This is a genomic window from Acidisarcina polymorpha, from assembly GCF_003330725.1.
GTDB classification, from domain to species: domain Bacteria; phylum Acidobacteriota; class Terriglobia; order Terriglobales; family Acidobacteriaceae; genus Acidisarcina; species Acidisarcina polymorpha.
Genome location: NZ_CP030840.1, coordinates 6,536,745 through 6,549,579, shown reverse-complemented (window position 1 = coordinate 6,549,579; position 12,835 = coordinate 6,536,745). Strand labels below are relative to the sequence as shown.

General features: G+C 58.7%; 11 protein-coding genes. 6 read left to right on the top strand and 5 right to left on the bottom strand.

Annotation, left to right across the window (positions count from 1 at the left end; genetic code table 11):
* The first annotated feature begins 3 nt into the window (after positions 1-3).
* The 4 genes from hisF (at position 4) to ACPOL_RS27905 (ending at position 3,885) form a co-directional block, all read left to right on the top strand.
* On the top strand, positions 4-783 hold the full coding sequence (hisF, locus tag ACPOL_RS27920; RefSeq protein WP_114209972.1) for an imidazole glycerol phosphate synthase subunit HisF: 780 nt from the start codon (positions 4-6) through the stop codon (positions 781-783).
* Positions 777-1,478 (top strand): 1-(5-phosphoribosyl)-5-[(5-phosphoribosylamino)methylideneamino]imidazole-4-carboxamide isomerase, encoded by a 702-nt coding sequence (locus ACPOL_RS27915; RefSeq protein ID WP_114209970.1) that lies wholly within the window; start codon positions 777-779, stop codon positions 1,476-1,478. Before hisF ends, ACPOL_RS27915 begins: the two co-directional genes overlap by 7 nt.
* 374 nt (positions 1,479-1,852) lie before the next feature.
* Positions 1,853-3,028, top strand: a complete 1,176-nt coding sequence (locus tag ACPOL_RS27910) for a pyridoxal phosphate-dependent aminotransferase (RefSeq protein ID WP_114209968.1) — start codon at positions 1,853-1,855, stop codon at positions 3,026-3,028.
* A gap of 71 nt (positions 3,029-3,099) precedes the next feature.
* The gene (locus ACPOL_RS27905) at positions 3,100-3,885 is read left to right on the top strand and encodes a hypothetical protein (protein WP_114209966.1); all 786 of its coding nucleotides are present in this window, start codon (positions 3,100-3,102) and stop codon (positions 3,883-3,885) included.
* Here the strand turns inward: ACPOL_RS27905 and ACPOL_RS27900 are convergent, their stop codons facing one another.
* The 5 genes from ACPOL_RS27900 to ribH all read right to left on the bottom strand — a co-directional run bounded on the left by ACPOL_RS27900 (position 3,886) and on the right by ribH (position 9,833).
* Entirely contained in the window at positions 3,886-6,846 is a 2,961-nt protein-coding gene (locus tag ACPOL_RS27900) for an FAD-binding and (Fe-S)-binding domain-containing protein (RefSeq protein WP_114209964.1), read from the bottom strand.
* 199 nt (positions 6,847-7,045) lie between these two features.
* The gene (locus tag ACPOL_RS27895) at positions 7,046-7,714 is read right to left on the bottom strand and encodes a hypothetical protein (RefSeq protein WP_114209961.1); all 669 of its coding nucleotides are present in this window, start codon (positions 7,712-7,714) and stop codon (positions 7,046-7,048) included.
* A gap of 1 nt (position 7,715) precedes the next feature.
* Complete coding sequence (locus tag ACPOL_RS27890) at positions 7,716-8,498, bottom strand: enoyl-CoA hydratase/isomerase family protein (RefSeq protein WP_114209959.1); 783 nt, start codon at positions 8,496-8,498, stop codon at positions 7,716-7,718.
* A gap of 43 nt (positions 8,499-8,541) precedes the next feature.
* Positions 8,542-8,973, bottom strand: a complete 432-nt coding sequence (gene nusB, locus ACPOL_RS27885) for a transcription antitermination factor NusB (protein WP_114209956.1) — start codon at positions 8,971-8,973, stop codon at positions 8,542-8,544.
* Positions 8,970-9,833 carry a 6,7-dimethyl-8-ribityllumazine synthase gene (gene ribH, locus ACPOL_RS27880; protein WP_114209954.1) on the bottom strand — a complete coding sequence of 288 codons (864 nt, stop codon included), beginning with the start codon at positions 9,831-9,833 and terminating at the stop codon, positions 8,970-8,972. The genes nusB and ribH overlap by 4 nt, the downstream gene beginning before the upstream one ends.
* Here ribH and ACPOL_RS27875 point away from each other — a divergent pair.
* Both ACPOL_RS27875 and ACPOL_RS27870 read left to right on the top strand, forming a co-directional pair.
* The gene (locus tag ACPOL_RS27875) at positions 9,820-11,133 is read left to right on the top strand and encodes an acyltransferase family protein (protein ID WP_114209951.1); all 1,314 of its coding nucleotides are present in this window, start codon (positions 9,820-9,822) and stop codon (positions 11,131-11,133) included. The two genes, ribH and ACPOL_RS27875, sit on opposite strands and share 14 nt — an antisense overlap.
* Positions 11,134-11,170: 37 nt before the next feature.
* Entirely contained in the window at positions 11,171-12,805 is a 1,635-nt protein-coding gene (locus tag ACPOL_RS27870; RefSeq protein ID WP_114209949.1) for a lipase maturation factor family protein, read from the top strand.
* Positions 12,806-12,835: the final 30 nt, after the last annotated feature.

Below are 12,835 nucleotides of genomic sequence, written 5' to 3'. Positions count from 1 at the left end.
CGGATGTTAACGAAGCGAATCATCGCGTGCCTCGATGTCAAAGACGGGAGGGTCGTGAAGGGAATCCAGTTTGTGGACCTTATCGATGCCGGCGATCCTGCTGCGCTTGCTGTTGCTCATGCTGAAGCGGGCGCCGACGAGATCGTGCTGCTCGACATCACCGCGACCCACGAGGAGCGCGGCACATTGATCGAGACGGTCAGGCGAGCTTCGCGAGGGCTATTTATTCCGTTCACGGTGGGCGGGGGAATTCGCGAGTTGCGTGATGCAGCGGCGGTCTTCGATGCGGGAGCGGATAAGATCAGCATCAACTCTGCCGCGGTGGCGCGTCCGGAGTTGATCGAGGAGATTGGCCGCAGCTTCGGTGCTCAGGCGGTCATCGTTGCCATCGACGCACGGCGCGCCGCAGACGGGGCCGATCCGGTCCGAGGCGCAGAGGTTTTCATCGCCGGCGGACGGAAAAATACAGGCCTGCGCGTCCTGGATTGGGCGCGTGAAGCGGAATCTCGAGGGGCCGGGGAGATCCTTCTTACTTCAATGGATGCAGATGGTATGCGGAACGGTTTTGACTGCGAATTGACCGCAATGGTGAGCGAATCAGTTTCGATTCCAGTGATTGCTTCAGGCGGCGCAGGCACCGCCGCCCACTTCGCCGAGGTCTTCGATGGAGGACGCGCGGATGCAGCCTTAGCTGCCAGCATCTTCCATTTCGGGGTATCAAGCGCGCGCGAGTTGAAGACCGAATTGGCTACCCATGGAATTCCAGTGAGGCTGCCGTGCTGATTCCTTCGATCGATCTTATGGGCGGCCGGATCGTGCAGCTTGTTCAAGGTGAAAAGCTGGAGTTGGCTTTCGATGATTTTGATTACTGGGTCGAGCGCTTTGCGGAGTATCCCCTGGTGCAACTCATCGATCTCGATGCGGCGATGCGCCAGGGGGACAATCGTGGGCTGATCGAAAGGATTTCGCAGCGGCTTCCGTGTCAGGTCGGTGGAGGAATATCGAGCGTGCAGAAGGCCCTGGAAGTTTTGCAGGGCGGCGCCAAGCGAGTTATCGTCGGTTCTGCGCTCTTTCGTTCGCATGCCGACAGTGCTTCGGGGCAAAGCAGTCTGGTTGACACTGAATTCGCGCGCGCATTGAGCCACGCAGTGGGCGAAGAACGGATTGTCTGCGGGATCGATACCAAACGGGGAAAGATTGCGGTGAAGGGATGGAAGGAGCAGGTGCAGCTGACGCCGGAAGATGCGATCAACGAGCTGGAGCCTTACTGCGGCGCCTTCCTTTACACTCACATCGACAAGGAAGGGACCATGCAAGGCTTTCCCTTCGCCGTTGCCAGGAATTTGCGAGAGCTGACGGAACGGCAGTTGATTGTCGCTGGAGGAATCCGTGAGATGGCGGAGATCGAAGCGCTGGCTGCGATCCAAGTCGACGCGGTTGCGGGAATGGCAGTCTATACGGGAGCTTTACCAGCTTGAAGTCAGCCTCTTCGCTGCTTACCCCGTGCTGCAAAGTACAGGCTGGTGATCAAAAAGCAGCCCGCCACTACAGCCGCAACGAGAGCCTGGCGTAAATCGTGCCGGCGGAAGGCAAAGCCTGCATCGATCATCCATAAGATCCCAAGGCAAAGCCAAATCGTCGCGGCGCGCATTTTCATGAGAATAGAGCATCGTTACCAGGAAATGAAGACCAAAGCGACGCGCTCCTCCGGACGCGCAGCCTTCGCGCCGTGCTTCATCGCGTACAACCCTAAAATTGCATCCGCTTCCGAGGCAACGTAGACTGCCACTTGCCAATGAACATGAGAAGCCACTGGCGTGATTAAACGAGCTGGCTGAAGGAGCATCCTCGGATGGCAGGCAACAAGGGTGGATTGAGGGTCGCGAAACGTCTGGAAGAAGTTGGCTTTTCGGACATCGTCCGGGTACGGAATCGCGTACTGGAGTTGCGCAGCACAGGCGAGGTCATCCACGCGTTTCACGGCGGGGAGCCGTTCTTTGAGACACCCGACGCGGTGAAATATGCGATGATGCGTGCCTTGGTCGAGAACAAGACCAGGTATGCTCCTTCGTCGGGTATCGATCCGCTGCGCGCCGCGCTGGCGAAGAAGCTAAGGGCGAAGAATCATCTTGATGCGAATGTCGAAGATGTTCTGATCACCAGCGGCGGAGCCCATGCGCTTTACTCGGCCTTTCAAGCGGTATTGGACCCCGGCGATGATGTACTGCTGTTTTCTCCGTTCTGGACCCCGATTCGCGAGATGATTAACGGCGCACTGGCGCGGCCCTTGCTGGTGCCGACAGCGAGCGCCAGGCGCAACGGGTTGTCGGCGACACTTGAGAAGATGGCGTCTCCGCATACGCGCGCGATCTACTACAACACTCCTCAGAATCCCGCGGGCATTGTGTTCAGCAGGGAAGAGGCCGAGGAGGTTGCCGCCTTTGCCCGGGAGCGTGACCTGATTGTCATCGCGGATGAGGCATACGAAGACCTGGTCTATGATGGCGAGCATTTCTCGATCGGCAGCCTGCCGGGAATGGCGGAGAGAACGATCTCAACTTACACGTTTTCGAAAAGCTTCGGCATGACGGGCTGGAGGTTGGGCTACCTGACGGCCAAAGAGCCGTTCATCACCGGCCTCAGAAAATTAGTGCTTTATTCAGTGAACGGCGTGTCCACTCCTTCTCAGTGGGCGGCGCTTGAGGCGCTTTCTCTCCCTGAGAGCTACTTCGAGCAGCGGCGTGTGGAATATAAAGAACGGCGCGATCTGCTGGTCGCCGGCCTGAATGATCTGGGACTGGAGTGCGAACTCCCGCAGGGCGCGTTCTACGCCTTTCCGCGTGTCCAATCGATCCATAAGCAGAGCCGCAAGGCCGCGGAGATCCTGCTGGAACAGGCGCATGTCGCTACCATACCCGGCACCGTCTTCGGCGCTCAGGGAGAGGGGCATCTGCGGTTCGGTTACGGAATCTCGATGGATGCGATTACAAGCGGGCTGGAGGCGTTAAGGCGATTTCTCGGCCGATAAACCGGCATAATCTTTGATTTTGAGGAACCGGAAACCCTCTTGCTGAGTCTAAGGCCTATATGAATAATAGGATGGCTCTTCGAGTAGCAGCGTTTACTTTTTTTCTAAGCTGCGTTCTGACGTTCCCGGCTTCGCCCGCATCTGCACAGACGGGTACCGAGATCGCGTCGACCACCACAAACGAGATGGACTTACCAGATGCTCCCCAGGCAGCGACAACACCTCAGGTCCAAGCCAGCGACCAGAAGGTCGCGGAGGCCAACACTGGCCAGCAGACCAAGCGTATTCTCTTTATCGTCCCGAATTTTCGTTCCGTGTCGGTCGACGCCAAGCTGCCTCCGCTGACTCCCGGCCAGAAGTTCAAGCTCGCCTTTCAGGATAGTTTTGACTACTCGTCCTTCATTTATGTAGGCATCGTGGCTGGTATCGCGCAGGCGCAGAAGTCCTATCCCGAGTTCCATCAAGGGGCGGCGGGCTACGGCCGGTACTACTGGCATAGCTTTGCCGACTCGGTGAATGAGAATGCTTTCGCCGAATTCATCGTGCCGGTTGCGACTCGGGAAGACCCACGATATTACACGCTCGGGCGGGGGGGATTCGGGAAGCGGCTTGTCTATTCATTTAGCCGACTTGGGATTACCCGAACTGACAATGCTAATGAGACCGTCAACTTGTCCGAGATTGTCGGGGCAGGCGCTGCCGCGGGATTGTCGAATGCGTGGTACCCCAGCCATGACCGGACGTGGACAAAGACGGGACAGAAGTGGGTGACGCAGATCGGGATTGATGGCATCTCCAACATCGCCAAAGAGTTCTGGCCTGATATCAATCAAAAGGTCTTTCGGAACAAGTTCTAGCTATCGGTCGTGCCTCGCCGCTTGCTGAGTTGGACAGATCGCCTCGGCGAAGTGGATCGCCCGCCGGGTTGAGTTCTGGGCGATCTGTTCTCTGCAACTGAATCCATCACTCACGATGAAAGTGCGCAGGTCGGCACTCCGGACTGCCGGCATGAGTACGCGTTCGCCAAGGGTTTGAGAAACTGAGTACTTCTCCTTCTCAAAGCCGAATGGGCCGGCCATGCCGCAGCACCCGGAGTCGAGGTATTCCACCTTCGATCCCGTCGCTCGTAAGAGAGAGAGTTCGTCTCCCATCTTCATGATCGACTTGTTGTGGCAATGGCCGTGGACCAGCAAGCTCCTCTCAGGCGTCTGGGGTGGCGTAAAGCCTGGTGCATGGCGGACCAGGAATTCGCTCAACAGAAAAACTTGTTCGCGGAGACGCGTGGCCCTTTCATCCGAGGGGAAAAGATTTGCCAGCTCATCCCGAAAGACGCTCGCGCAGCTTGGTTCGAGAACAACGATCGGTGTGCCATCATCTATCTGGCGCCGAAGTGCAGCCATCACGTTGATGAGATAGCGCCGCGCTTGACTCAGAAAGCCGAAATCATAGAGCGGCCGCCCACAGCAAATATGTCCTCGCGGCACCTCCACGTCGAAGCCTGCAGCGGTGAGAACCTGCTGTGCGGCCCTTAACGCAGGCGGATAAAAATTGTTGTTCCAGGTGTCCGGCCACAGCATTACCTTGGGCAGATTCTGCTCGCCGGCGCGTCTTTTCGCGGTTGTGCTTTGAAAGCTGGAGGAGGCAAACTTCGGCAGGGTGCGCTGTTGGGCGATGCCTCCAATCTGCTTGATCAGGCTGCCAACGATAGGAGCCTGCATTGTGAAATTCGCGAGCCGCGGTGTGACTCCCGGCAGCACTGCTGCTAATGCGGCCCACCGATCCATGAACCCGAAGAGATAGTCTCGCAGCGGGTGAAAGCGTCCCTGGTAATAATGGGCTAGAAATTCTGACTTGTAAGTCGCTACATCCACGTTGACCGGGCACTCGGATTTGCAGGCTTTGCAGGAAAGGCAGAGGTCGAGGGCCTCCCGCACTTCTTCGTTTTTCCATCCATCCTTGAGGATGTTGCCTTCGAGCACTTCCCAGAGCAGATGGGCACGCCCGCGGGTGGAGTGGCGTTCTTCGCGGGTCGCCATATAGCTGGGACACATCGTGCCGGCATCCTGCTTGCGACATGCACCGACCCCGACACAGCGCAGCGTGGCCAGCGAGAGCGAGCCATCGTCGTCCGGAAAACGGAAATAGGTTTCGCGGTCATGCGAGTGATACCCGGCGCCGAGTCTAAGATTTTCCTGCGGCTCATAGACAGCGACAGGATCGACCAGCTTTCCGGGATTCATCTTGTTATCAGGGTCCCAGATGGCCTTGAACTCGCGGAACGCCTGCATGAGTTCGGGGCCGAACATTTTTGGCAGCAAGGCGGCCCGCGCCTGACCATCGCCATGTTCGCCGGAAAGAGAACCTCCATGGGCCAGCACGATGTCGGCGGCGCGATCGAGGAATTCCCGGAACTTGAAAATGCCGGCTTCACTCTCCAGATCGAAGTTGATCCGCAAATGGACGCAGCCTTGTCCGAAATGACCATACATCGGGCTCCGATAGCCATACTTCTGCATAAGGCCAAAGATCTCCCGGAGGTAGCGCCCGAGCTGCGCGGGCGGCACGGCAGCATCCTCCCAGCCTTCCCAGCCGTGGGGCTCCCCGGGAACGTAGACAGTTGCACCTAACGCCGACTCGCGCACATGCCAGACACGGCGTGCTTCGTCGGGCGAATAGGCCCGGGCGGTGGGGATGACTGGCATTTGCCGGGTCGCGCTCATCAGGGCTGCGACCTGTCCTTCGACTTCTTCGGCCGACCATGCGCCCAGCTCGACCAGCAGGTGCCCCATGCCGGAAGGCAGCAAGACTACGTCGTCGACGGCCAGCTTCTTCCGCAGCATGAAATCGACCAGCATGCCGTCGAAACCTTCCAGACCGATCGGCTTGTGTTCAAGCACTAACGGCACATGGTCGGCGGCGATAAATGGATCTGGAAATCCAAGAGCCACGAGCCTTCGATGCGGTGGTGAATCGGTGAGGCGGAGGTTTGCGCCGAGGACGGTGACACAGGTGCCTTCGCTACCGACCAGAGAACGAGCGATATGAAAGCCATTCTCGGGCAGCAGGTCATCCAGGTTATAGCCAGAGACTCGCCTGGGGATGGGCGGAAAGCGCTGGCGGATGAGCGACCCATACCGATTGCGCAACTTGGCTAGTTGCGAATAGATCTGGCCGCGCCGGCCGCCGGCTGCCACGATCGAATGAAGCTCCTCCTCGCCGGTTGCCCCAACAGTGAGGCGGGTTCCGTCGTAAAGAAGCACGTCGAGAGACTCGATATTGTCGACGGTCTTCCCACCGAGCAGGCCGTGCACTCCGCAGGAGTTATTGCCGATCATGCCGCCGATGGTGCACCGGCTGTGAGTCGCGGGGTCGGGTGCAAACGTGAGTTGATGCAACTCGGCGGCGTCACGGACGCGGTCGAGGACGATTCCTGGTTGGACACTAGCAAGCTTCGCTGCCGGGTCCAGCTCCACTATCTGGTTCAGGTACTTCGAGAAATCGATGACCACTGCGACATTGCAGCATTGGCCAGCGAGGCTCGTGCCTCCGCCTCGAGCGAGAATGGGTGCGCCGACTGCCCGGCACGCGGCGACCGTGGCTTCGACGTCGGCTGCATCGCGTGGCACAACGAGTCCAATAGGAACCTGCCGGTAGTTGGACGCGTCGGTCGCGTACAGCGCTCGCGAACCATCATCGAAACGCACTTCGCCCCGTACTGCCCGCTTAAGAAGCAGCTCGAGTTGGTGAGAGTCTGTGAAGGCCTCATGAGCATGGTGCGATTGCTTCAGAATGGTGAAGGCTGCCGAAGTGGTTGTCACGAAAAGATGGTAGCAGCCCAATCGCCGATGGCGCAGAAGTAGACGGACGCGAATGTGGAGCGTCTCGTCTCTCCGCGTTTTCCGGAGAATGCAGGAGAGACGATCTCTGACACATAACTCTCCATTGCTCGTCTTCAGACCTGGTGCTTCGGCTTATACGCCTTAGCGCTTTCCTTCAGAGAAGCAAGGCGCTCCTGGCTTAGCGCAGCAAGCTGCCACCGGGGCCAGTCCATTCATCGACCACGACGCCCAGGTCATTCAAGATCTGGATGGTCGCTTCGATGTTGCGCCGCACCTGGGGGCGATCGGCCCGGGTGGTTACCGGGGTTTCTTCGAGAGCGACGACTCGTCCATAGGGCCAGGCGCCGGATGGCACCGCGGAGAGCGCGTTCGGCAGATCTCCAAGCCGGACATCGAGTTCCTGCTTCCGGGCATCGGCGGGCCGGAGCATGGTGCCGGTTCCGTAGGCGCCGGGGTTGGGGTCGGGCAGGATCACCCGCACCCGAATGGAATCGCGGCCTACGGTCAGAAACGGATTGGCCCAGCTCTCCCGGGTATGCACTGCAAGATAACGGCTCTTCGCCGGAGGCGGAATTTGATCAATCTCGAGGCGGGCGGTTTCTTTCGCTTGCTGCGCGGATTGCGCCTGTTGGTGCGCCGCAGCGGCAGCATCGTCAGGTGGAGCAGTGGGCTTCGAGCATCCTGCGATGATCCCCGCGAGCACAAATCCGGCTATGGTCGATGTGTGTAGGCCCTGTCGCACATCGCCAAGCATATCAAGCCAGTGCCCGAACTGGCCGCGCGAGGGTTCTTCGCTGGATGCGCTGCGCACCTCATCAGCCACCGCAGCCGGCCAAGGGCTACTCATCCTAGCGGTTCTTCCAGACTGCAGTGCGTTTTTCGAGAAAGGCGCGGGTACCCTCGGCTTTGTCTTCGGTCGCGCAACAGAGTCCAAAAAGCGACGCTTCCAGCTCCAATGCTTGACGGAGCGGGAGATCAAATCCGCCGTGCACGGCGGCCAAGGTATGGCGCAGGGCAAGCGGCGCGTTGGCGGCGATGGAGAGAGCCAATTGTTCGGCGCGAGGAAGCAATTCGCCGGGCGGGAGAACCTCATCGACCAAGCCGAGGCGGTAAGCCTCTGCGGCGGTCACGCTCTCTCCGGTAAGCAGGAGTTTGAGCGCCGCTCCCTTGCCGATCAGACGCGGAAGCCGCTGCGAACCACCATAGCCGGGCAACAGGCCAAGCTTCACTTCGGGCTGTCCCAGCCTGGCTGTCTCACTCGCGAGGCGAAGGGTGCAGGCCAATGCAAGTTCGCAGCCGCCCCCAAGAGCGAAGCCATTGATGCAAGCGATTACCGGCTTGCCACAGTTTTCGATCAAGTCGAAGATGCGCTGGCCACGGGCTGCGAGCTGTTGACCTCCCATGGCGGAGAGCTGCGCCAGTTCCTGGATGTCGGCTCCGGCAGCAAAGGCTTTTTCTCCCGCACCGGTGATCAGGATTGCGCGGATGCTCTCGCTGGCAGCGAGTTCAGTGAAAGCATTTTCAAGCTCTGTAAAAAGGGCATGATTCAACGCATTGTGCACCTTGGGACGATTGAGGGTGAGGATCGCCAGCGGTTCACGGATGTCAAAGAGGAGATTTTGGAAGCTCATGAAACACCTTACTTCGCGACGCGAGATTCAAATCTACCAGCGCTTAGCTGCTTTTAACGCGAGATTTGGCGATCGCGTCGAGCACTCCGTTGAGAAAGTTGATGGACTCGGGGGCGGAGTAGCGCCGAGCCACCTCAAGAGACTCATTGATAATGATCGGGGCTGGAGTCGCCGGGAAGCCGAGCATCTCTGCCACGGCGGCGCGCAGCACGTTCCGGTCGACCGCCGGCATCCTTGTCAACCTCCAATTCGCGGAATGCTGCTCAATCAATGAATCGATCTCTGCTTCACGGACGCTCGCAACTCGGAAGATGTCTTCGGCGAAGCCGCGAGTGTCGGGATCGAGATCGGCATCGGAGCGCGCATCCCAGAAGGAATGCTGCACTTGTTCCGGCGTTTGCTTGCCGATGTCTCCCTGAAAGAGCATTTGCATGGCGAGTTCTCTGGACTTGCGGCGTTTGCCTGAGGAACTCACTTGGCTGCCTCGGATGGCTTCAGCTTGCGGTGGATCGACACCATCTCAATTGCGGCGATGGCCGATTCAAATCCCTTATTGCCGGCCTTGATGCCAGCGCGATTCAACGCCTGCTCGAGCGTCTCGCAAGTCAATACGCCAAAGGCGTGTGGAACTCCGGTCTCTTGTTGGGATTGACCGATGCCGCGCGAGACCTCGTTGTAAATGGCTTCGTAGTGGGCAGTCTCGCCGCGGATGAGACACGCTAGAGTGATGATCGCGTCATATTCTCCAGACTCTGCGAGCGCGCGGGCGGCGGAGGGGACTTCCCAGGCGCCGGGAACGCGGACAATCTCAATGTCGGATTTGGCTGCGCCACTGCGATGCAGCGCATCGAGTGAGCCTTCGAGCAGCCGATCGGTAATCACTGCATTCCAGCGCGCGACGACGATCGCGAAACTCATTCCCGCCGCGGAAAGGTCGCCTTCAATGGCAATGGGCTTCCCGCGCAGAGGCTCCGACCACTCCCAGAATGCGAAGCTGTGACCGGGAACGGGTTCCACGTTAAAGGATCGGGACTTCCAGGAAGTTTCGATGATTTCGGTCAGCTTGGGTTCGTTGGTTCGATCCGCCAGCCAGCCTTTGGCTACCTGATAGATGGATTCCAGCCCGGTAACTTCGATCAGGATTTCAGGCGTGGCAGGCAGCTGGCCTTCCACGAATTCGACGTTTCCTAGAGGGGCCAGGAATGGAACGCCACGACTGCCGTCCAGTTGCCATCCACGGCCGGGCTCAAAGCCGAGGGCAGAAAAAAAACTCGTTAACTCGTCGATCGCCTCGGAAGTAACGGCCGGCCGTACGAGGGTGATGCCTTTGATCATTGCAAACCTTTATTTATCGCTAGTCCAGCTTACCAGTGATGCGCCGGATCCGGCTGACCGGGGTGCCGGATTCCTGCAAGCCAATCCATATCAGGTTGAATTGTGCGACTTGCCCGGTAACTTTCCGGAAGCCATTTCCCGGACCTCGCGGCTATCATGGCTCATGTTGCAGCCGATGGCACAGCGGGACTTCTATATCGACCGTCTGCGAAGCGTGATGACCGCGCTGGTAATTCTGCATCATACGGCGATCACCTACGGCGGCCCTGGGGGATGGTTCTGGCGCGAGATCGAGCCATCCGGCGCGCCATCGAGCTTGTTGTTTACTCTGTTCTGCGCCACCAATCAGGCGTATTTCATGGGATTCTTCTTCCTCCTGGCCGGCTTTTTCACGCCTGGCTCCTTGGATCGGAAGGGCTACCGGCGATTTATCGCGGACCGCTTCTTGCGCCTGGGTTTGCCGCTTCTTGCTTTTATTCTCATTCTTGGGCCGGCCACAGCGGCGATAGTCACCTGGGCGCAGGGCCACGGCTTCTGGCCGACCATCGTCTATCTCTTTCGGCACCGTCGCGTCATCAACGGTCCACTCTGGTTTGCTGAAGCGTTGCTGATTTTTAGCTTGGCGTACTGCGGCTGGCGATTGGCCGCGGGACCATCTTCTTCCGGAAAACAACGCGTTCCGAAGCCGGTTCCAGGCTCCCGCTGGTGGCTGGCGAGCGCGCTGGCGACCGCGATTGCTGCACTTGCGATTCGCCGGTTTGTTCCCGTAGGGGTCAATATCTTTGGCCTGCAACTCGGGTATTTCGCGGGATACATCTTCCTTTTTGCAGTCGGAATTGCCGCCTGGCGTCAGGACTGGCTCAAGCAGCTAAGTTGGAAAGACGTACGCCCCTGGGTCGTAGCTGCGATCCTGGCGTGGCCCTGCCTGCCCATTGGCATTGTTATAGCGCAATCCGTGAACGGTCGAGGAAATTCCAATTTTTCCGGAGGTTTCTCCTGGACTGCGATCCTTTATGCTTTCTGGGAGCCTTTCGTAGCCTGGGGTCTGATTGCGGCCTGGCTGCTCGTTTTCCGGGAACGGATGAATCGGCCATCGCCTTTCTGGAACTGGCTGAATCGCCGCGCATACGCGGTCTATATCATCCATCCGCCCATCTTGGTGGGAATTGCGTTGTTGCTTCACCGCTGGGCTGCGCCCGCGCTGCTCAAGTTCGGCGTGGTTGGGGCGCTGGCTTGCGCCGCATGCTGGCTGTTCTCGGATCCGTTGGTGCGGCTACCGGGCGTGCGAGAGATCGTTTAGCAAACAACTCTTTCGATGGGAGGCATGTCCAACTGGCATGGAGCGGTCCGGGCAAGTGGCGGGTTGGCTCTTCGATTCCAGCAACGGGCCCCGCCACTGCCTGATTGGGCGCTGGATTTTCCTGCGTGCTCTCGCTGGAATTTATTTCTCAGCTTTCTTCTCGCTGCTCTATCAGATCAAGGGTTTGATTGGACCTCAGGGCATCCTGCCGGCTCAACGGTATCTCTCGGAAGTCGCACGGATGATGGGCCCTCTGCGCTATTGGTATGCGCCGACGCTGTTTTGGCTTTCAACCAACTCGCACTGGCTGATGGCGACAATGTGGATCGGCCTGCTGGCATCGATCCTGGCATTCCTAAACCTTTGGCCGCGGTTGTGCTTCTTCATCTGCTTTGTTTGTTTTCTGTCCTTTGTTGCCGCCGCCGGCGATTTTTCGAGCTACCAATCCGACGGCATGTTGCTGGAGGCCGGATTCCTGACCTGCTTTTTTGCTCCGCCTGGACTTCGGCCTGGTTGGGCTTGGAGCCATCCACCAGCGCGAGCGAGTTTGTTCTTGTTGTTATGGGAGTGGTTCCGGATCTACTTCGAGTCGGGATTAGTCAAGTTGCTCAGCGGGGACCGACAATGGCGCGACTTTACCGCCATGGACGAGTACTACCAGAACAGCCCGCTGCCGACCTGGATCGGCTGGTGGGTGGAACACCTGCCGCACTGGTTCCATGCGTTCATGACGGGCGGGACGCTCTTCCTCGAGCTGGGGGTGGTGCTCCTGCTCTTTTTCTCGAAGCGGGGCCGCCTGGTTTGCTTTCTGATTGTGACTCCATGGGAGTTGGGTGTCATTCTCACTGGCAACTATGCGTTTTTGAACTATCTGGTACTGGCGCTAGGTTTCCTCCTGCTGGACAACCGGATTCTGCAGCGCTGCGCTCGCGGGATCTGCCGCCGCTGGCTTCCAGCTCCGCTAAAGAAGGTTCTTGCTTCCATCGTTTCTGTCCCCATCCAGGCAGATCCAGACGACCATTTGGGAGAGCCCAGTCGTAGCGTCGGGGCCCACTTCAAGGCGCTGCGGGTTGCCCTGAGCGCAGTCGTATTGGGATGGATTGCGTATAACACCACTGCGGAGTTGATTAACATGCCGTTCCGCACGGTTTCGCTGCCGGACACGCCCATTCGCGCATTGGACCCATTCCGCATTTCTAACCAATACGGGCTCTTCGCGGTGATGACACGCGGGCGCTACGAGATCGAATTTCAAGGCTCAGACGACAACCTGAGCTGGATCGAATATCCCTTCCGCTATAAGCCCCAGGCGCTTAATGAGCGGCCGCGTATCTATGCCCCGTACCAGCCGCGCTTCGATTGGAATCTATGGTTCGCCTCGCTTGGCGACTGGGAGCAGAACCAGATCGTTCCGCTTACCCAGGAGAGGCTGCTTGACAACGATCCCGATGTCCTGGAGCTCTTCAGAAGTAATCCATTTGCTCAGACCCCTCCACGCTATGTGCGCGCGGTCCTTTGGCAGTACTGGTTTACTTCAATCCGAGAGAAGGGGACGACGGGAAACTGGTGGCGCCGGCAGCTCCTGGGCCAGTACTCTCCGACATTGTCGCGCGGAGCCGATGGCAAATTCGAGGCGATTGCATGGCCAGGTACTTTACCTCGCCACGAGTGAGCACGGAACGCTACTGTCATTGTTCGTCTT